This is a genomic window from Vibrio sp. 10N.261.51.F12, assembly GCF_041471725.1.
Taxonomy (GTDB): Bacteria; Pseudomonadota; Gammaproteobacteria; order Enterobacterales; family Vibrionaceae; genus Vibrio.
This window is the reverse complement of sequence record NZ_JBFROV010000016.1, coordinates 166223-187115: the sequence shown is the minus strand read 5'-3', so window position 1 is coordinate 187115 and position 20893 is coordinate 166223. Positions and strand designations below refer to the sequence as shown.

The window sequence follows — 20893 nt, the reverse complement described above, 5'->3', positions numbered from 1 at the left end:
CACTAGAGCCTGCTCTAATCTTTATTTCGTTAGGCGTCGCTATTCAATTAAGCGTCGCCATTTAATCAAGCGTCAGTTCTTATTAAGCGTAAGTTTTATTACGCATAAGTTTGAGCAGCTTCTTCGCCGTTCACTACGCGCAACGTACCAAGTACAAGCGCTTCTAGCTCTACTTCACCTGGGTACGTTTTAACTGGAGCTACGAATGAAACGCGCTTAGCAATTTCAGCCGTGATGTATTTGCTGTAAGCAATACCGCCAGTTAGCAAGATACCGTCGATAGCTTCGCCACCGAACACGGCACCCATAGAAGCGATTTGCTTAGATACTTGGTAAGCCATTGCGTCAGTCACTAGCTTGAACTCAGCATCGCCAGCTTCTGCTTTCTCTTCGATTTCACGCATGTCGATGCTACCTGTGTAGCTGAATGCGCCGCCTTTACCTTGGATGAATGCTTTCATGTCTGCATGCGAGTACTCGCCGCTGAAACAAAGGTCGATAAGCTCACGAGTAGGAAGATCACCACAACGCTCTGGAGTGAAAGGACCTTCAGAAACTGCGTCGTTTACGTCAACAGTTTGGCCGCCCATGTGAGCGCCAACAGTGATACCGCCACCCATGTGACATACGATGACGTTTACGTCTTCGTACTTCTTACCTTGCTCTTCAGCGAACTGACGAGCGATAGCTTTTTGGTTAAGCGCGTGGAAACGACCCTTACGCTTAATCGCTTTGTGGCCAGAGAAAGAAGCCAGTTCAGATAGCTCGTAAGTAACCGGCGCATCTGTGAAGAACGCGTCGATACCGTTCTCGTCAGCAATCTCTTTACCAATGATCGCCGCTAGGCTCGCTGGATGTTGGATTTGTGCTTCAAGAAGGTCTGCGATTACTGCGTCTTCAACTTTGTAAGTACCGCCAGCGATTGGCTTAAGTACGCCACCACGACATGCTACAGCTGCAAGCTCAGAACCTTGAACACCCGCTTCCTCAAGCGCCGCTAGAATCGCTTCTTTACGGAACGCTTTTTGGTGAGCAACCACTGCACCAAATGGCGCCAATTCTTCAGCGCTGTGACGTAGCGTTTTTTCGAAAAGCTCAGTAGTGCCTTCGAAAACACCGATCTTTGTAGAGGTAGAACCTGGGTTGATAGCTAGAATTTTCATTTCTTCGTTAACCTGAATTAGTGACTTTCTATTTGTAATTACGCAGAGACTTCTGCAGCTTCTTTCTGTTGGCTTAGAGCAGCAACAGAACACGCTAGCGCGATAGAAACGGTTTTCTCAGCTTCACCGTCTGCACGAGAAACAAGAACAACTGGGATACGAGCACCAAGTAAAACACCCGCCATGCTGAAACCAGCCATGTACTGAAGTGCTTTAGCAAACACGTTGCCTACTTCGATGTTTGGAACCATTAGGATGTCAGCTTGACCAGCAACTGCATCGGTACAACCTTTTAGGTTTGCTGCATACTGAGATATTGCGATATCGAGAGAGATAGGGCCTGAAACGATACAGCCTTCAATTTCACCATTCTGGTTCATCTTTTGAAGTTCAGCGGCGTCCATCGTGGCTGGCATTTTGTCGTATGGCTTTTCTTTCGCACATAGGTTCGCTACTTTTGGCTCTTCGATACCAACAGAGTGCGCAAGTTGAACGGCGTTTTTAATGATGCCTTTCTTTTGCTCAAGCGTAGGAGCAATGTTCATTGCAGCGTCAGTAAATACGTGGAAGCTATCGCCACCTTCTTTGAAAAGTACGCCTGCGTGGCTAAGAACGTTACCAGTACGTAGACCGTGTTCTTTTTTAAGTACTTCTTTCAGAAGGATTGAAGTGTCAATGAGACCCTTCATTAATAAGTCGCCTTTGCCTTCAGCAATTGCGGTTACCGCAGCAGCAGCTGTTGCTTCAAGGCCGTCAGCTTCAATGATTTCGAAATTAGCCAAGTCAACGTTCGCTTTCTCAGCGGCTGCATTGATTAACGCACGTTCACCAACAAGGATGACGTCAGCCATGCCTTCTTTAAATGCATTATTCGCTGCGTCTAGTGTTGCGTCATCGTGAGCTGCTGCAACAACCATGCGTTGCTTTTTACCGAATTTCTGAGCTTGCTTAATAAAGAAGTCTTTATTGTACATAGGGGCGATACCTTATAATTTAGATAGTAAAGCTCAATATTGGCTTTACTATTTATCTATTTCGTAGGCTCTCATCAAGGTTAAGTAATCAATATACTGTGGAGCAATATATAGTGATTATTCTTAATCCCTTTCAAAGGATGAAATTAATTTAGCCTACAAACGCCTCACATTAACTTCACTCAGAGTCAATTTTTTTGAACGTTTTACGGTAACAGTCATTTGACCTTAATGAATAAAGCGATCATACATTTATTTAATCAATATCTAGTTATACGGCTCATAAAACAGTACTATTCGACTCATGAAACACACAGAATAATTAACACAAAAACAACAACATTCATTTAAGTAACAAGCTTCGCCGCAAAGTAAAATACTCTCACTCTAAAAGTAACTCGCCATTGCTGTTACTTTAATCATATGAAAATAATAAAATCCACCTAATATAAAGTGTGTGGAATACTTATTTATCTCCGTCGAATCTCGATTAAATGTTCATGAAGAATTAACGCATTCACCACATGAATAAACAACCTGTACATTTCAAGTCAATTTATCCACGCAGCGTAAGATTTTTTGACGCTCAGTGAAGTGATGACTCTAATCTGCTTACCTACAATTCATCTCAAGCAAACAATAAATAGAACCAGATACCACATTCTGGTTCTTATTACCTATACCGTGACTACTAATAAGGGTCGAAGATGAAATATCAAAACCGCCTAGAAGAAAGCGTAAATCGCCTTAGCACTGTTCTTGATGAGCAAAAACAACTGCTTGCAGAGCACAAAGCAACCATGAACTACGCTGAGCGTCTAGAGAACATCCTGACTCCTACAGACGAGCTAAGCACTCAAGGCGACGACTTGCTAATCGGTGGCTGTAAAGCAACGGACCTTATCGAGCAATACGGTAGCCCGCTTTTCGTACTCAGCGAAGACACGCTACGTAACAACCTGCGTCGCGTTAAAAACGCATTTGGCAACTACTGGCCAAAGCCGGTCAACGTGATGTTTGCTATCAAATCAAACACTAACTTTGCGGTTCGTGCCATTTGTAACGAAGAAGGCGTTGGCGGTGACTGTTTCGGTCCTGGTGAAGTTGAAGCGACTCACTATGCAGGCGCTGACCCAAAAACCATCGCGCTTAACGGTACGGTTAAACCTGAGCTTGCTATTCGTAAAGCGATTGAATACGGCTACGCGGTTCACTTAGATTCTTATGAAGAAATTGAAATCGTTGAGCGCATCGCTCGTGAAGTGAAGCCAGCTGAAAAAGTACGCATCGCGGTTCGTCTAAAAGTCATCCCAGAAGATTTCTTCAACGATTTCGAACCTGACGCTTACCCATTCCCTAACTTCATTGGCGCGATGAAGTGGATCAAGTTCGGTCTTCTTAAAGAAGAAGCGAAGAAAATTGTTAACCGCGTAAAAGAAATTGATGTCTTTGAATTCTACGGTTTCCACACTCACCTAGGTCGTTTCTCTAAGCAACCTGAAGGTTGGGATGCACTTTACCGTCAGTATGCTCGTGATGTTATCGAGATCTCTCGCGCATGTGATGTTCAACCTTTCCAGGTTGACCTAGGCGGCGGTTGGCCACGTGAGCGTGAGCCAGAATGTCGTAGCAAAGAGCACATGATGAACTCCAACACTATCGAAGACTACGCGAAAATCGTATGTAACGGTATGCTTGAAGAATTCAACAAAGAAAGCTTTGAGCTTCCACAATTGTGGTTAGAACCAGGTCGTTACATTGCAGGTAACATCGGTACACTTCTTACTTCTGTGTACGTCGTGAAAGATGACCAAGAGATGGACTACAGCTACACCATGGTTGATGCGTCAACTTACCTAGCAACGCTTGTTGAGTCTCAAGAATCCAAGAACCCTGTACTTCCTGCTAACAAGATGACTCAACCACTTGTGGCTCGTACTACTGAGGTATCTGGCCCAATCTGTATCCCATCAATCTGGGAAAGTGGCGCGGTTATGCCGAAGCTGGTACCAAACGATGTATTGGCCATCATGGATGTGGGTCACTATGCTGAGTCTCAAGCAAGCCAGTTTAACTCACTACCACGCCCAGCAACCGTATTGGTTAAAGATGGCGAAGCTGAGCTAATCAAACGCGCTGAAACGGTTGAAGATGTATTTGCTACACAAATTCTTCCAGAGCGTTTCAAAAAAGCAAAAGTAGCGATTGAAAAGAAAGCGGCTAAAGCTAAAGCCTAATCACTCAACGTGAATAGACGCATAAAACCTCTCGCTTCCGCGAGAGGTTTTTTTATGGGGATAGCATTTGTGTCCAGCCAGATTTAAAACGGTGCATCAGCGCACCGATAAAGCCAATTAAGCAAGTAAACGTTGATTAAAGTAAAATAGTGTTTGCTCAACACAGTAGCGACTAAGGGCAGCAGCCGTTTATTTTAATCGGAGACCGCTGCCAATAATAAAAAAGCCTCTCGCAATACGAAAGGCTTTGATTTCAATAGAGTAGCAACAAAACTTATAGCATTTTACGTGCAGCTTCTACGACGACCTTAATTGAACGTGCTTCCGTTTTTTTCAACGTAGCATGATCAGGTGTCTCTTTTTGCGTACGATTTATGATCACACCCGCAACGCAACCGGCGCGTAAACCGGAACTGGCACACATGGTGAGTAGCGTTGCAGATTCCATCTCAAAGTTAAGCACACCCATGTCTTGCCATTCTTGCATTGAACCTTGGAAGCGCTTCACCACTCGACCAGAAAACGTATCATAACGCTCTTGGCCAGGATAAAAAGTGTCACTTGAGGCTGTGATACCAGTATGAACGGTCGCGCCCTCATCAATCGCGGCTTGTTTCATGGCAGTCGCTACATCAAAATCTGCCACCGCTGGGAATTCCATCGGAGCAAAGTGCAAACTTGCACCATCTAGACGTACTGAACCCGTAGTAACAATCATATCACCAACGTTCACGTCAGATTGAATTGCGCCTGTTGTCCCAACTCGTAGAAAAGTACGTACGCCTAATTGCGCAAGCTCTTCAACAGCAATTGACGTTGATGGACCGCCAATGCCAGTCGAACAAACCACCACTGACTGGCCATCCAATTTAGCACGATAAACCGTGTATTCGCGTTGGCTCGCTAGGAACTCGGGCTCATCCATTAACTCTGCAATCTTTTGAACACGTGCAGGATCGCCAGGAATAATAGCCAATGTAGCGCCTTGTAGATCGTCTTGATTTACGCCTAAATGGAAAACAGCTTGTGACATAGGGTGGTTCCTTTTATCTCTTAGTTATGGAATTAAGCTTATAAGATAACGTCATGCCTTTCCGTTCATAGATCACACTTTACCTATGAATATTTCATTTCATTACACGATAAATCGGTTGGCATCACACTTTTATTGATAACTGCGGTCAATTTAATCCATTCTAGATGATATCAATACGGTTTGATGAATATGGCAACCAATCGATAACCATCCAGCCAGCTGGAAAGAACGCTCTACCAAAAGAGCGTTCAATGCTTGTAGCTTAGTCGAATTTAGATTTATGTCTAAGTAAGCGAAGCGCATTAAGTGTAACAATCGCAGTGGCTCCGCTATCTGCTAACACCGCTACCCACAAACCCGTCATGCCCAATAAGGTCGTCACTAAAAACACACCTTTTAATCCCAACGCTAGCGTGACATTTTGCTTAATATTGTTCAGCGTTGCTCTTGATAGTTCAACCATAACCGGAAGCTCTGCGAGTCGATTATGTGTTAGCGCGGCATCCGCTGTTTCTAGCGCGACGTCTGTGCCTCCCCCCATGGCGATACCAATATTTGCCGCTTTCATCGCAGGTGCATCATTAATGCCATCCCCTACCATCGCCACTCGTTGGTGTTGAGCTAACTCGTTCACATACGACACTTTATCCGCAGGTAACAAACTGGCTTTATAGTCCATTCCAAGCGGCGTTGCGATGGCGTGAGCACTTCGCTCATTGTCACCAGTGAGCATAACGGTTTCAATACCTAGCTTCGCGAGTCTTTCGATAGCTTGTGCAGCGTCGCCTCTCACTTCATCACGCCACGCAATCAACCCAATGGCTTTGTCCGTATCGGTGAGGACCACCACGGTTTTACCTTGGTCCTCTAGCTCTGCTATCTGAGATTGAATTACCGCTTGCAACGTAAACTCAGCCTTAGTTGGGGCGAGTAGCGTATATCTTGTCTCTTCAACAATCCCCTCAACCCCAACTCCGACAAGCGCTTTTTTCTCTGTAGCGTCGGGCATGTGAATACCCAATTCCTCGACATGTCGCACCAGCGACGTCGCTAAGGGATGATTTGACCCTGATTCAATCGCTCCTGCAACACTCAGGAGTTTTTCAGCCGTCCAATCTGTCAGTACGACTGTATCGGTAACATGTGGACGGCCTAACGTCAGCGTGCCCGTTTTGTCGAAGGCAATCGCATTAACATTGCCAAGTTGCTCTAATGCTGCGCCCCCTTTTATCAGTGCGCCACGTCGAGTAGCCGCCGCTAAGCCTGAAGTGATGGCTGCGGGCGTTGAAATCACCAGTGCGCATGGGCAAGCTATCAATAATAATGCAAGCCCACGATAAACCCAGGTTTCCCAAGGTTGAGCGAACAAAAGTGGCGGGATGATAATCACCAGCAACGACACCACCATCATTAGCGGGGTGTACCAGCGACTGAATTTATCTAAGAAACGTTCAATGGGTGCTTTACGAGATTCGGCCTCTTCGATGAGATGTAAGATACGGTCAATCGCATTCTCACCTTGTTTGGATGTGACTCGCAGTGTTAGGACTTTGTCCGTGACCACAGCACCTGCCATAACACCGTCACCCACCTGGCGCTCGACAGGGAGAGACTCTCCCGTTAATGCGCTTTCATCAAAGCTCGCATTGCTTGACACCAGCACCCCATCAGCAGGAAGCCGGTCACCCGCGGCCACTTCAATCAAATCCCCAGGCTGAAGATCCGAAGCACTTTTCTTTGTGCGTACCCCATCGATAATGACAGTGGCTTCTTCCGGCACCAATGACATCAAGGCCTGAACACCACTTCTTGCTTTCGATGCGGCAAAAGACTCTAGGCGCTCACCAATCAAAAATAATAGCAGCACCATACCTGCTTCGACCGTTTCACCTAGGTACAGCGCCCCTATTGCCGCCACACTCATCAAGGTTTCAATGGCAAACGGGGTACCTGATTTTGCTAATTTGAATGCTTTTTTCGTAATCGGCATAAGACCAAGCAAACAGGTGAGGACAAACAACCACTCGCTTGCTTGTGGAAATGGTGTCTGAATCACCGCCGCCACCAGCATACCTAAAGAAATGGCTAATATATGGGCGTTATCCGATAGAGTTTTTCGCCACCCTGTTTGTTGAGGGTGCGGGGCAGTGTTTGATAATGAGCCGCCATTTAAGGATTGAAGCGTAAAACCAGCGTCGCCGACAGCGGACTCGACGGCAGGGACCGCAGTGAGGTCATCAACGCGAATCACCAATTTTTCAGTCGCAAAGAGTACCTTAGCACTGACTACCCCTGCAATTTTTGTGGTTGCCGATTCAACTTTACGTGCACACGCCGGGCAGTCCATACCAACGACTTTCCAAGAGTGCTGTGTTAACGCCTCTTCAGGTTTGGGCTGTACAACAAGGGGGTCTTCTGGTTCTGGGGCGCTGCAATCACCACTAGCTGAACAGCAATCGGAGGCGGTTTTTTCTGTAACCGGCGTTATCGCGCCAATGGTTGGGGTCGTGCAGCCCGCACCAATTGGGCGTACTGCACTAATTTTTTGAGTTCGGCATGCTGCATGTTTACTGCACATAAGATTATCCTTAACTGACCTAAACCTGATTCGTATAACACAAGTTTAAACCTTAGAGCTAACTCCAAGGTCAAGGATTAATTAATCAATTAAGGTTACCGGGGACGTCCCTGGTTTATTTTTGGCGACATCTTCAATCAACACCGCATCATGGGTACAGAATGGCTGTGAATTCACACTGGTTAAGCTTGGGTCTTTTTGCTGAGCACACTGTCCTGTACGTCTGAGTTCCAAAATATGATACTTGAGAACCACCATGCCCAGTATGCCAAAGACAATATTCCCCAGCGCTTGCCCGTAAAGAACACCTAACGCCCCAAACCACTGAGCACCAAAGTAGACAAATGGCAATGTACCTGCGGTTGCCTTACCAAGGTTTAAAGCCGTGGAATAGAGTGGTCTGCCTAAATTGTTAAATGACGTGTTGGCGACAAACAATGCACCATTAAAAATAAACGTAATCGCGACATAAGTAGCAAAGGTCGCCACTATCAGTGCAGCATCCCCCGTCAGTGAGAACCCGGCAATAACATAATCTTTGACCAAATAAAGTAACAGGCACACGGCTATAGTATAAGTGGTTGTCACGATGAGCGAGTTTTTCAGTGTCTCTTCAACTCTGTCGATTCTTAGTGCACCAAAATTTTGTCCGATGATCGGCCCTACAGCGCCTGATAAGGCAAAAATAACAGCAAAACACACTGGGGTCAGCCGACCAATAACGGCGTAACCTGCCACAAAGTTTTCTCCAAACTGTGCAATTGAGGTCGTCACTATCGCATTACCAATTGGCGTCGCCGTATTTGCGATGATGGCAGGTAAGGCAATGGCTAGAATCATTTTGCTGTTCGTCATCACGTCACTGAATCGTGGAAAAGAAAGCAGTTGATGTACACGTAACAGTGGCATAAATGAAAAATAGAATACGGTAAAGCGTGCAATAACCGAAGCAACCGCCGCACCTTCAACGTTCCAACCAAACCCAAAAATAAACAATGGATCTAAGATCGCATTAACAATGCCACCATAGAGAGTCGCCCACATCGATCGCTTGGCATCACCTGCAGCGCGAAGTCCTGCCCCACTGGCCATACCAAGCGCAATCAATGGTGTACTGGGCATGATGATCCATAGATAAGCCGAGGCTCGTTCATGCGCTCGGCCTTCCGCACCAATAGCCGTAAGCAATTCTGGTATGTAGGCACACATAGTCACGGTCACAATGACGCTGATAAAAAAGGCAATCACTAAAACATTGCTACCAATCTGTTTAGCAAACGCGCTATTTTTTGCGCCAATGGCTTTCGACATCAGCGCGCCCATCGCGATAGAAGTGCCAATTGACACCGATGTAGCAAAGAAGGTTAACGTGCCTGCAAACCCCACCGCGGCAGCCAGTTCAACTTGACCCAACATACTGATAAATAACATATCGAGTAAATCGACAACGAACAATGACATTAAGCCAATGGAACCAGCGCCAGACATCACCAGGATGTGACGCATAGTGGATCCTTCGAGAAACTTAGCAGACGGTTCTGTCATGACGATCCCTGAGGTGAGGTAAATTCAGACTAAGGCGAGTTGATTGGCAAAAAAGAAGGCGCTAGCGCGCCTTAAAGAATGTATGTCTCTTTATACTGGGTGTTTGAAACAGGCCTCTAGGGTTTTACCTATCGCTTGCAGCACATCTCGTCTTGAAATCATCCCCACTAAACGCCCTCGGTCAATGACAGGGTATACCTTGGGCTTACCTACTTTCATCATATCTGCAAGTTCAATAATGGACATGTCTGGTGTCACAGACAGCACTTCTTTGTACATGCAATCACCGACTGTATGCGTGTCTTGGCAGTGATAAGACACCTTAACAAGCTTTTCAAGCAAATCTTGTTCTGAGATAAAACCAATCACTTTCTCATTCTCGTCAATAACAGGACCACCGAGATGGTTCGACTTCATGACCTTATCTAATGCGGCACTTAGAGGCATGTCGACGGTAAATGTCACCGCTCGTTGGGTCATATAGTCTCTTACTTTCAATGATTCCATGCTGTTCTCCTTAACCCAAAAACTTTCTTTGTTCTATTCATTGTCGTCTAATTTATTGATTTTGCTAAATAGGAATGAATAATTTTATTTATAGAGAAAACCTATTAATGGTAAAACTCCATTTACGACGTGGCTTACACCACTTCTGAGCACTTAAATTTGGGTGCTACGATGATTTAAGCGTAAGACGAAACTTGCTGATTTGCGTATCTTACTGCTAAGAAATTTGTCACAATCCCTCTTCGATAATCGGTAACCCATTCCGGAAGGGCTCCTTTGTTTAAGAAAATACTTGCTGCACTATCCGAAGCCATCGAGTTTCGCTCTCGCATTTGGGTTGTCCATGTTTCTGAATCTCTATTTAAAGATCAGTCCTATGTGGTGAATGAGGATGGTTTTGATGCCCCTCTTGAATGGATGCATCGTAAGGGCTATTCACCAGCCATGCTTGAGCAAGTTGAACAGATGAAACGCTCTCAAGTTCTGGTTTTCAATTTTGGTCATTACACGCATCAGCTCATGCGGGTAAAATAATCGTTGGGAGCTAACTGGCTTGCGTAAGAATAATCAACTCCACAAATGCCAACAGCGCAAAAAACACCGCAACACCTTTCCAAAACAGTAATGGATTTTTCTTAATGAGGGGGCTGGCCTCTATCTCTTTCAACAAGGTAGCGTTAGGTGAATGAGTATCCGCGACAAACTCACTCAGAACGCTATACCGCAGTGCTGGATTTGGGTGACAAGCTTTTTCAATCGCCAGTTCAAACCACAAAGGCACATCTTGCCTATGTGTTGCCATCCCGAGATACTGCCACTTTTGATGTCGTGCTTGCTGCACCGACAATGCGCTAACCTCTTTGTAAGGTAACGCTCCGCAAAGCAACTCATAGGCAATAACCCCGACCGAAAAAAGATCCGATGCCGTCGTTGCCGATTCGCCTGATAAATATTCTGGTGCAATATAATTTGCCGCACCTAAAGGGGCATGAGCATGATTTGAGCGTTCTGTTTCTTCAAGTCCTTTGACAGAAACCGCACCTAAATCAATGAGTTTTATCGAACCGTCATCAGTCATCATGATGTTTTCTGGTTTAAGGTCACGGTGAACCATATCCAAACGCTGCAACACTCGAACCGCTTTGATCAACGCCTCAATAATGTCTCGGACCTGCTTCAAAGCCGGCTTAGGGTTATCATACATCCACTGCCTCAGGGTCATACCCTCCACTAATTCGCACAGATGGTACAGATAAGGGGAGGCCTTAGGTTGTTGGTAAACCTTCATTATTCGCTGACTGTTAATGCGGCTACCTACCCAATATTCATTGCTAAATGACACCAAGGTTTCAGTATCATCGATATAATGCTGAGAGGGTGCTTTCAAAATCAAACGACGTTCAGCCCCGTCTTCTTGCACTTCGTAGACATGGCTACGACTGCCCGCATGGATTACTTTCTTCACCACATAATTATCAATTCGGTTATTGATGTTGAGCGCTGGAGGGATCACGCGATTCAAAGCCTGTTGTTGAAATTCCATCAGTGATAAATGAGGCAATGCATCCACGCTCACCATCAAACATGTCGTGTTATCTTGTCCACCAGCATCAATCGCATGCTGACAAAGTTGCTTGGATTTGTCTTCCAAACTGCCTTGTCTTTGATTGCATACTTGGCGTATCGCCGCGTCACTCAGCACATCGTGAACGCCATCCGTGGTAAACAAAAAGCAATCCTCTTTGTTTAACTCTATCGACTGATAATCAACCTCAAGTTTCGTATCCATCCCCAAAGCACGTGTCAGATAAGCACTTTTGCCACCATTCACACGTTGATGGTCACGGGTTAAAAGACGTAATGCGCCTGCACGAAGCAAGTAAACGCGGCTGTCACCCACATGGAAAACATGCGCAGTATTCGATTTAAAAATCACACAACTGAACGTAGTAACTAACCCATTGTGACGAAATTGCTGCTTTAGCCCTTGCTCGAACAACCATGAATTTAGCGAGGTAAGTACTTGACTAGCGGAATGCTTAACACTCCAACTGTCTGGCGTGGCGTAATAATCACTCACAAATTGCATGACACTGGTGTGACTGGCTTTTTGGCCATGGTCGCTACAGCTGACTCCATCCGCGATACAGGCAATACTGCCTTTTATCTCAGCTTCCGATAAACTCTCAGGGACCCGCACAACAAACGCGTCTTGATTCTCTTCCCGAGCCCCAGATAACGAATGTCCACCATACCTCAATGTTAGTGGTCGTTTGTGTTCATCCACCGCAACTACCATTATTTCCTCACCATTTTATTGATGTCACACGCCCATACCTACTGGTCGAACAAAAGCCTCGTGCTAGCGAGGCCTCTGAACAAAGGGAGGCAATTTGAGCCCCCCCTTTTCCCGATTTATAATTAATGAGATACGTTAATTAGGGTCACGCTACCATCTTCATTAATTTCCGTAATTTGGCCTTTTGGTTCTTCCATTATCAATAATGCCGAGAATCCTAATACTGCCGTTCCCGCAATAACAAAAAAGAACGTTTGATAATCAACCAGTGATAACACGGTCAGGTACACTACAGCCCCGACATTGCCGTAAGCTCCTGTCATACCGGCAATCTGTCCCGTCATACGGCGTTTGATAAGTGGCACAGTAGCAAACACGGCACCCTCACCCGCTTGAACAAAGAATGAACACACCATAGCCGCCGTGACCGCAAGCCATAATGGCCACTGGCTATCAACCTGCCCCATCACAAAATAGCCAACCGCTAGACCGGCCGTGAGGATAAGAAGCGTTGATTTACGGCCGAATTTGTCCGAAATCCAACCGCCACCAGGACGAGACATCAAGTTCATAAACGCATAGGCAGAGGCCACCATTCCCGCCATAACAGGCGTTAATTCAAATGTCTCAGAAAAAAACAATGGCAACATAGACACAACCGCAAGCTCTGAACCAAACGTCGCAAAGTATAAAACGTTCAGTACTGCGACTTGCTTAAACTTATATTGGTGAATTTCTGGGACAGGCTCTGAGAATACTGACTTATTGACCTTCCAAACTTGTGTGACTTCATACAAATACAAAGCGACTAACGCGACGTAAATGCCTCTTACCGCGGTCTCCGATAACATGCTTATACCCGCTGGTGACACCTTCCAAGCCAACAAAGCGAGGGCGGCATACATTGGGATTTTCATGACCAACAACATAAAGAAGTCACCTTTCGACGTCACTTCCATCGCCGATAAATGCGTAGGCTTAAAATAGGTTGAACCCTTTGGTGTGTCACTCACATTCTTATAGAAAATAAATGAGAACGCCAAGCTCATAACACCCGTGATAGCCACCGCATAGCGCCAACCATCATCCCCACCAAATAACAAGGCGAGAGTAGGTAAAGTAAAGGCGGCGGCGGCCGAACCAAAGTTGCCCCACCCACCATAAATGCCTTCGGCCGTACCAAGCTCATCATGAGGGAACCATTCTGAGACTAATCGAATACCGACGACAAAGCCCGCACCAATAAAACCGAGTAAGAATCGAGCAATCGCGGCTTGTATGAATGAATCCGAAAAGGCAAACATAAAACAAGGAATGGAACACACGGCAAGCAGCGCTGAATAGACGATTCTAGGACCATATTTATCCGTCAGCATCCCGACAACGACACGGGCTGGAATGGTCAAAGCAACATTGAGTATTAAAAGCGTTTTAATTTCTTCGGTTGATAACCCCAGTGAGGTTTTCACCATTTGAAGCATTGGGGCAAAGTTAAACCACACCACAAAGGTAATAAAAAAAGCCATCCAACTTAAATGTAATACCTTCATTTTTCCGGTAAATGAGAACAACGAAAACTTAGTGTTTTCCATAATAAAATCCTTTTATTTTTTCTATTGCAGCACACAGGCTGACTTTCAAAGCATTGGTACAATCTTTACGAAGGTACAATTTGAACTAAGGTACAGTCTGAACGAAATAACCTAGAGCGAGGCCTACATCCTCACTCCCACAGGCTGCGAATTCCAATCACTTAAACATGCGTCTCTGGCACATTACGCTGCTAGGTTTTTAACTTGAACATCGTTCCCTTCAACTCGAACGTCAAAGCGTTTCAGTTGATAACTGGGCTCTTCGATGCACTGCCCAGTTTCAAGGTTAAAGTGCTGTTTATATAATGGCGATGCCACGCAAGGTTGCCCTTCCATTGACCCCATAATGCCTCGTGACATCACATACGCTTGACCTATCGGGTCGTAGTTGCATAAAGCATATAACGCCTCACTGCGCCGGCAATAAAATATTGCCACTTGCTGTTGATCAACCTTTGCACATATCCCTGTATGCGGCACCAGGTCATTGGTTGAGCAAACCGTCGTCCATTGATTCATTGAGATCTCCTAGTTTTCATAAACAAATTGATTAAATACGTTGACATTATTTGGGTCGAAATGAAGGGCAATCTCCCTACACTTCCACCACATCGATTCGTTGTTCTAAGACCTTTTTTTGTTTTTCCGACTCAGTCGGGAATCGCTGGTCTCTGATAGTCACAAACTGCAGGCTCGCGTCTTTTTCATCGCTATTGATATAGTGCTGGAAGCGCTTGAGCTTTTCAGGGCTCTCTAGCGTCGTTTTCCATTCACATTGGTATTTGCCCACATTCGATTCCATTTCTGCTTCTAACTCAGCACCTAAGCCGAGCTTGTCTTCGACCACCACTTGTTTTAAGTATTCAATGCCGCCTTCTAGGTTTTCCAACCACACAGACGTGCGCTGTAAGCGATCTGCGGTACGGATGTAGTACATCAGAACGCGGTCGATATATTTCAGTAAGGTGGTTTCATCAAGGTCAGTGGCCAGCAAATCCGCATGGCGAGGGCGCATACCACCATTACCACACACATAAAGGTTCCAGCCCTTATCGGTCGCGATAATGCCAATGTCTTTTGATTGCGCTTCAGCGCATTCACGAGTACAGCCGGACACCGCAAATTTGAGTTTGTGTGGTGAGCGCAGGCCCTTATATCGGTTCTCGACATCAATCGCAAAACCGACACTGTCTGCGACGCCATAGCGACACCACGTGCTCCCCACACATGATTTAACGGTACGAACTGACTTACCGTAGGCGTGACCCGTTTCAAAGCCGGCGTCGACTAACTTGCGCCAGATATCAGGTAATTCGTTTAGCTGAGCGCCAAAAAGATCGACACGCTGGCCACCGGTAATCTTGGTGTATAAGTCATACTCTTTGGCGACCTCGCCTAATACGATCAGTTTGTCTGGTGTTATTTCTCCGCCCGGTATACGAGGAACCACAGAATATGTGCCGTCTTTTTGCATGTTGCCAAGGTAGATATCGTTGGTGTCTTGCAGCTCCATAAGGTTGTCTTCAAGGATGTAATCATTCCAATAAGACGCTAATATCGAACCCACTGTCGGTTTACAAATCTCACAACCAAGGCCAGAGCCATGCGATGCCAATACATCATCGAATGTGCGAATTTTACTGATTCGAATAATGTCACTGAGCTCTTGGCGAGAATACGTAAAGTGCTCACAAATATTATTGTTCACCTCGACACCTAAACTCGTCAGTTCACTATCTAATACTTGCTTGGCAAGTGCAGAACACCCCCCACAACCGGTCGAAGCATTAGTTGTTTCTTTCAAAGACGCCATCGTTGTACAACCACTCGCGACCGCTTGCTTAATATCACCCTTTGTCACATCAAAACATGAACAAATCACGGCGCTATCCGGCAAGGCTTCCACGCCTAATCCAGCGCTGCTGTCATCGGCTACATTAGGAAGAATTAAGACTGACGGATTCTCCGGCAGTGGCATATCATTTTGCTTGAGCTGTAACAATGTACCGTAAGCATCCGCATCACCCACCAGCACCGCACCGACAATTTTCTTACCATCTTCTGAGATAATCAGTCGCTTATAGACTTGTTCAATCTCATCGTTATAGGTATAGGATTGCGCGCCTGGGGTTTGTCCGTGCACTTCGCCAATACTGGCAACATCCACGCCAAGCAGCTTCAACTTAGTGCTCATATCAGCACCCACAAACTCGGCATCCGTTTGGCCGTGGTTTACAATATGCGTAGCCGCTATTTTTGCCATTTGGTAACCAGGAGCAACCAAACCAAATATTTTGTTATCCCACAGTGCACATTCACCAATGGCATACACACTATCGATATTAGTCTGGCAGTGATTGTCAATCACAATCCCGCCTCGCTCACCAATGGCAATATCAGACTGACGAGCCAACTCATCCTGAGGTCGAATACCAGCAGAAAATACAATCATGTCAGTTTCAAGATGGGAGCCATCAGCGAAATTCATTCGATAACGCGATGTGCTACCTTCTACAATCTCTGTGGTGGCTTTTTGCGTGTGCACCGACACACCTAGATTCTCGATCTTTCTTCTCAGTAACGCGCCGCCACCATCGTCTAACTGCACCGCCATCAAACGAGGAGCAAACTCAACCACATGGGTATCTAACCCAAGATTTTTAACGGCGTTAGCTGCTTCTAAGCCCAATAAACCACCGCCAATGACGACGCCACTTTTCCCTTCTTTACTGGATGCTTCTATCGCATCCAAATCTTCGATGGTTCGATAAACATGACAATGTGTTTGATCGTTACCCGGAATAGGCGGAACAAAAGGAAATGACCCGGTTGCGAGGACGAGTTTGTCGTATGCTTCAGCTCGTCCACTTTCCGTTATCACGATTTTTTTGGCCGTATCAATCTGGGCAACCTTATCGTTAAGGACATATTGAATACCGTTAGCTTGGTAATATGCCTCATCCGTTAAGGCAAGATGTTGTGCGCCTTTATCCTCATCAAAATAGCTAGTGAGTTGCACACGATCGTAGGCAAGCCTTGGCTCTTCTGAAAACGTAATTACTTGAAACTCATCTGTTTCGGCAGCAATAATCGAATCAATAAATTTGTGGCCGACCATTCCGTTGCCAACGACAACAATGCGTTGTTTGCTCATCATTTACTTCCTTATAAAAATATTAAGCCGTCAATTTTAATTTGTGCGATTGTTTGGCAAAACCGTGGGTACTGCTCGACATAAAATCACTGTCCAATGAACGTTGCGCCAACCATTGCATTTTCTCCGCTACGGTCACAACCTGACCAATGACAATCAGTGCGGGAGACTGAACATCATGTTGATGTTTCAGCGCATCCAATTCACTCAGCGTACCAATAATGGTACGTTGGTCCGGGCAGCAGCCATTCTCAATTAATGCAATCGGTGTGTCCTGAGACAGGCCGGCATCAATCAATGAGTTCGATATTAGGTTTGTTTTGCTCAACCCCATATAAATCACAACGGTTTGGTTGAGTTGTGCCAAAGCGCGCCACTGGATGTCTAGATCACGCTCTGCATGAGCGGTGATAAAAGTACACCCCTGTGCCAACCCACGATGTGTTAAAGGAATCTGGGCATAGGTCGTACAACCAGATGCCGCCGTTATACCTGGGATAACCTCAACATTTACCCCGTGTTGACTCAGCCACAGCATCTCTTCGCCGCCACGGCCAAAAACAAAGGAGTCCCCGCCTTTCACTCGACAAATATGTTCACCCGCATCAGCGCACTCGAGTAACACTCGATTAATTTCCTCTTGAGTGGAGCTATGACACCCTTTCTTTTTGCCGACGTAGATCTGCTTCGAGGTTCTTGGAAAAAGAGCACATATCGCGTCACTCACTAAATTGTCGAATATGATGGTGTCGGCGGACTGGATGGCATTCATTGCCTTTATGGTCAGTAGTTCAGGGTCGCCTGGACCGGCGCCAATCAACGATACTTTGGCTTGTTGGCTGAATCCTTTCATATTGCACTCCATGGCCAATTAATGACTCATTTTAATTATCTCTGCCAAAACAAGGAGCAAAGACAGTGCCAATACAAACCCACCACCATTAATTAATTTAACAACTCGTTACATTTCATGCTCTTATACAAAACAATCACCACACATCTATGTAGCGCAAGAGAATCACTCAACCAAAAAACCTGCGATTTTGAGCCCTTTTAGTGCATTTTTAACCAAAACAGTGCACACACACACTCAATACCTCTAAAATAACCACAAAATAACAACTACCACTAAAGTGGTATGTATTTAAATTACTGATTTTAAATAATTAAATCACAAAACCATCTGTTTATGGCATTATATTCAATATGGCGCGCAAATTGCTTCAATATACACAATATGATTTTTTATAAGATTTAAGGTGAGATCATGGATGAAGATGGTTGGACAAAATCGACATGCCCATATTGTGGGGTTGGATGTGGGGTAGAAGCTCGCCCAACGGCGAAAGGACGCCTTGAAATCAGGGGCGATCAATCGCACCCTTCTAATTATGGCAAGCTGTGTACAAAAGGCATCGCGCTCGGTGAAACCGTGATTCACGATGGACGAGCACGTTACCCACTCCTTCGTTCCTACACAACACCTGATGCCTCTACAGATAAGGGCTATCAACCAACCTCTTCAGAAAGCCACTCGCGAGTTGAGTACACAGATACGATATGTGATTGGGAAGACATCACCAGCCATGTTGCAAAAAAATTCACACAAACCATTGAACAATTTGGCCCAGATTCCGTTGCATTTTATGTATCGGGTCAATTACTGACCGAAGATTATTATGTGGCAAATAAGCTAATGAAGGGCTTTATTGGCAGTGGTAATATTGATAGTAATTCTCGCTTATGTATGGCTTCAAGCGTAGTAGGCCACAAACGTGCATTTGGTTCTGACACCGTTCCTGTGTGCTACGAAGATCTGGAGCACGCCGAGCTTGTCATTATTACCGGTTCCAATCTTGCGTGGTGTCACCCTGTACTATTTCAACGCCTTCGCCTTGCCAAGCAACAAAATCCAGCCATGACGATTGTTGTGGTTGATCCACGAGAAACCGCTACTTGTGACATCGCCGATCTGCATCTACCTATTCATTCCGGTTCAGACGTAGCACTGTTCAATGGCTTGTTGACTTACCTGCACCGCGACAAACACCTCGACAAAGACTACATCGCTGCCTTCACCGATGGTTTTGAGCAAGCACTAGATGCGGCCAGCAAGGAGCTCGATATTGAGGGGATTACAGGCATCAATACTGATAGATTGGAGCATTTCTATTCTTTGTTTGCTAAAACAGACAAAGTGGTGACCGTATACTCACAAGGCGTCAATCAATCCAGTCAAGGATCCGACAAGGTCAACGCCATTCTCAACTGCCACCTCGCCACAGGAAAAATTGGTCAGCAGGGAACTGGGCCTTTTTCTGTGACCGGTCAGCCTAACGCTATGGGCGGAAGGGAAGTTGGTGGGCTCGCCAATACGCTTGCCAGTCACATGGAGTTTGATAATCCACAGCACCACTCGCTTATCCGTGACTACTGGCAAACTGACCAATTGGCCACTAAGCCCGGATTAAAAGCTATTGACCTGTTCGATGCAATTGAATCTGGAACCGTCAAAGCAATATGGATCATGGCAACTAACCCCGTCGTTAGCCTCCCTGATAGCAAAAAAATCCAAGCGGCTCTTAGTCGTTGCCCCTTTGTTGTCGTATCTGACTGCATCCAAGATACCGAAACAACACAATTTGCTGACGTTATTTTTCCCTCACAAGGTTGGAGCGAAAAATCGGGAACCGTGACCAATTCTGAACGCCGAATTTCACGTCAAAGGCGTATTTTACCGAGCCCTGGTCTCGCTAAACCCGATTGGTGGATAATCAGCCAAGTCGCAAAAAAAATGGGCTTTGCATCCGCCTTCAATTACCTGCATGAAGGCCAGATTTTTAGCGAGTATGCCACGATGACCACATTAGGTAATAATGCGGGTCAGCGGGATCTTAACCTTATTGGGCTAACCTCACTTGATGACCAAGGTTATAGCCGACTCTCACCACAGCAATGGCCAGTCACCACGCTACAATCTGGTGTCGTCAATCAGCGTTTGTTTAGCGACAATCAATTTTTCACCCCAAATAAACGAGCACAATTTATTCGTGTTCGACATCAATCACCAAAAAACTCGGTCTCAGTTCAACACCCATTGATCCTCAATAGCGGCCGCGCTCGTGATCACTGGCATACCATGAGCCGCACAGGCCTTTCACCTAGTCTGGCGACTCATACACCCGAGCCTTATGTCACGCTTCACCCAGTAACGGCAAAGCGATATTCACTCGAGCAAGGGCAGATTGCAACCATTAGTAATCACTTCGGGTCAATACAGGCAAGAGTCCATTGCTCCACCTCCATGGGACCAAACCAACTTTTCATGCCCATCCATTGGAATGATTCAACCGCGAGTAACAGCAAACCCTGTACCCTCATCGAACCCAATTCAGATCGTCATTCCGGGCAACCAGAATTTAAACACACGCCGGTTTCGATCACACGATGGCATCATCGATGCGAGGCTTTGCTATTTAGCCAGCAGCCATTGGCGCTAGATACGATAGAATATTGGGCACAGCAGAAGGTTGAGAATGGTTATTTATATCGAATTGCATCACCGCAAAATCCGATGCAGTTAATCGTCGCGTTGACGGCTTATATGGCGCTTGAGGGTGACAAAACCCTATCCTTCGATGGCGGCGAGTCGGCTCAGGGGTTTAGACAAGCACAGATCACATCCGCCTATATCGACTCTGCTTTTGTCGTAAAAACGGTTGTTTCCGAGCTGGATGTTGATTGGCTAATGAGGCTCGTTTCTGAGCCAGACGTCGATCTATTAGAGCAACACTTTATGATGGTGTAG

At 45.8% G+C, this 20893-nt stretch carries 14 protein-coding genes; 3 read left to right on the top strand and 11 right to left on the bottom strand.

Translation table 11 applies throughout. From position 1 onward, the window contains the following. Positions 1-98: 98 nt before the first annotated feature. Positions 99-1163, bottom strand: a complete 1065-nt coding sequence (gene buk / locus AB4405_RS11155) for a butyrate kinase (protein WP_372060826.1) — start codon at positions 1161-1163, stop codon at positions 99-101. Between the two features lie 38 nt (positions 1164-1201). Continuing rightward, positions 1202-2137, bottom strand: coding sequence for a bifunctional enoyl-CoA hydratase/phosphate acetyltransferase (locus tag AB4405_RS11150; RefSeq protein WP_372060825.1), 936 nt, complete (start codon positions 2135-2137; stop codon positions 1202-1204). A gap of 707 nt (positions 2138-2844) precedes the next feature. On the opposite strand from AB4405_RS11150, the gene AB4405_RS11145 reads away from it, so the two are divergent. After that, entirely contained in the window at positions 2845-4374 is a 1530-nt protein-coding gene (locus AB4405_RS11145; protein WP_372060824.1) for a diaminopimelate decarboxylase, read from the top strand. 274 nt (positions 4375-4648) lie between these two features. On the opposite strand, the gene udp is transcribed toward AB4405_RS11145, so the two are convergent. From udp to AB4405_RS11125, 4 genes are all read right to left on the bottom strand, one after another. Beyond that, positions 4649-5407 (bottom strand): uridine phosphorylase, encoded by a 759-nt coding sequence (gene udp, locus AB4405_RS11140; protein ID WP_102470406.1) that lies wholly within the window; start codon positions 5405-5407, stop codon positions 4649-4651. Between the two features lie 265 nt (positions 5408-5672). Next, positions 5673-7988 carry a zinc/cadmium/mercury/lead-transporting ATPase gene (locus tag AB4405_RS11135; RefSeq protein WP_372060823.1) on the bottom strand — a complete coding sequence of 772 codons (2316 nt, stop codon included), beginning with the start codon at positions 7986-7988 and terminating at the stop codon, positions 5673-5675. 81 nt (positions 7989-8069) lie between these two features. Beyond that, positions 8070-9533 carry an MATE family efflux transporter gene (locus AB4405_RS11130; protein WP_372060822.1) on the bottom strand — a complete coding sequence of 488 codons (1464 nt, stop codon included), beginning with the start codon at positions 9531-9533 and terminating at the stop codon, positions 8070-8072. Between the two features lie 90 nt (positions 9534-9623). Further along, positions 9624-10040 carry a CBS domain-containing protein gene (locus AB4405_RS11125; protein WP_102470403.1) on the bottom strand — a complete coding sequence of 139 codons (417 nt, stop codon included), beginning with the start codon at positions 10038-10040 and terminating at the stop codon, positions 9624-9626. Between the two features lie 276 nt (positions 10041-10316). Between AB4405_RS11125 and AB4405_RS11120 the strand changes: the two genes are divergently transcribed. Then, complete coding sequence (locus tag AB4405_RS11120; RefSeq protein ID WP_102470402.1) at positions 10317-10574, top strand: hypothetical protein; 258 nt, start codon at positions 10317-10319, stop codon at positions 10572-10574. A 10-nt stretch (positions 10575-10584) separates the two neighbouring features. Here the strand turns inward: AB4405_RS11120 and AB4405_RS11115 are convergent, their stop codons facing one another. From AB4405_RS11115 to cobA, 5 genes are all read right to left on the bottom strand, one after another. Then, positions 10585-12339, bottom strand: coding sequence for a protein kinase domain-containing protein (locus AB4405_RS11115; RefSeq protein ID WP_372060821.1), 1755 nt, complete (start codon positions 12337-12339; stop codon positions 10585-10587). Between the two features lie 122 nt (positions 12340-12461). Continuing rightward, positions 12462-13931: a NarK family nitrate/nitrite MFS transporter gene (locus tag AB4405_RS11110; RefSeq protein WP_372060820.1), complete on the bottom strand. Its 1470-nt coding sequence runs from the start codon at positions 13929-13931 to the stop codon at positions 12462-12464. Positions 13932-14114: 183 nt separating this feature from the next. Next, positions 14115-14450, bottom strand: coding sequence for a nitrite reductase small subunit NirD (gene nirD, locus AB4405_RS11105; protein WP_372060819.1), 336 nt, complete (start codon positions 14448-14450; stop codon positions 14115-14117). A 76-nt stretch (positions 14451-14526) separates the two neighbouring features. After that, the gene (nirB, locus tag AB4405_RS11100) at positions 14527-17085 is read right to left on the bottom strand and encodes a nitrite reductase large subunit NirB (RefSeq protein ID WP_102470398.1); all 2559 of its coding nucleotides are present in this window, start codon (positions 17083-17085) and stop codon (positions 14527-14529) included. Positions 17086-17107: 22 nt separating this feature from the next. Continuing rightward, positions 17108-17938, bottom strand: a complete 831-nt coding sequence (cobA, locus tag AB4405_RS11095) for a uroporphyrinogen-III C-methyltransferase (protein WP_372060818.1) — start codon at positions 17936-17938, stop codon at positions 17108-17110. A 414-nt stretch (positions 17939-18352) separates the two neighbouring features. Between cobA and AB4405_RS11090 the strand changes: the two genes are divergently transcribed. After that, on the top strand, positions 18353-20893 hold the full coding sequence (locus AB4405_RS11090; protein ID WP_372060817.1) for a molybdopterin oxidoreductase family protein: 2541 nt from the start codon (positions 18353-18355) through the stop codon (positions 20891-20893).

Excerpts from the sequence above, each read along its gene's own strand:
- buk (WP_372060826.1), bottom strand. The coding sequence starts at position 1,163 with ATGAAAATTCTAGCTATCAACCCAGGTTCTACCTCTACAAAGATCGGT.
- AB4405_RS11150 (WP_372060825.1), bottom strand. The coding sequence starts at position 2,137 with ATGTACAATAAAGACTTCTTTATTAAGCAAGCTCAGAAATTCGGTAAA.
- AB4405_RS11145 (WP_372060824.1), top strand. The coding sequence starts at position 2,845 with ATGAAATATCAAAACCGCCTAGAAGAAAGCGTAAATCGCCTTAGCACT.
- udp (WP_102470406.1), bottom strand. The coding sequence starts at position 5,407 with ATGTCACAAGCTGTTTTCCATTTAGGCGTAAATCAAGACGATCTACAA.
- AB4405_RS11135 (WP_372060823.1), bottom strand. The coding sequence starts at position 7,988 with ATGTGCAGTAAACATGCAGCATGCCGAACTCAAAAAATTAGTGCAGTA.
- AB4405_RS11130 (WP_372060822.1), bottom strand. The coding sequence starts at position 9,533 with ATGACAGAACCGTCTGCTAAGTTTCTCGAAGGATCCACTATGCGTCAC.
- AB4405_RS11125 (WP_102470403.1), bottom strand. The coding sequence starts at position 10,040 with ATGGAATCATTGAAAGTAAGAGACTATATGACCCAACGAGCGGTGACA.
- AB4405_RS11115 (WP_372060821.1), bottom strand. The coding sequence starts at position 12,339 with ATGGTAGTTGCGGTGGATGAACACAAACGACCACTAACATTGAGGTAT.
- AB4405_RS11110 (WP_372060820.1), bottom strand. The coding sequence starts at position 13,931 with ATGGAAAACACTAAGTTTTCGTTGTTCTCATTTACCGGAAAAATGAAG.
- nirD (WP_372060819.1), bottom strand. The coding sequence starts at position 14,450 with ATGAATCAATGGACGACGGTTTGCTCAACCAATGACCTGGTGCCGCAT.
- nirB (WP_102470398.1), bottom strand. The coding sequence starts at position 17,085 with ATGAGCAAACAACGCATTGTTGTCGTTGGCAACGGAATGGTCGGCCAC.
- cobA (WP_372060818.1), bottom strand. The coding sequence starts at position 17,938 with ATGAAAGGATTCAGCCAACAAGCCAAAGTATCGTTGATTGGCGCCGGT.
- AB4405_RS11090 (WP_372060817.1), top strand. The coding sequence starts at position 18,353 with ATGGATGAAGATGGTTGGACAAAATCGACATGCCCATATTGTGGGGTT.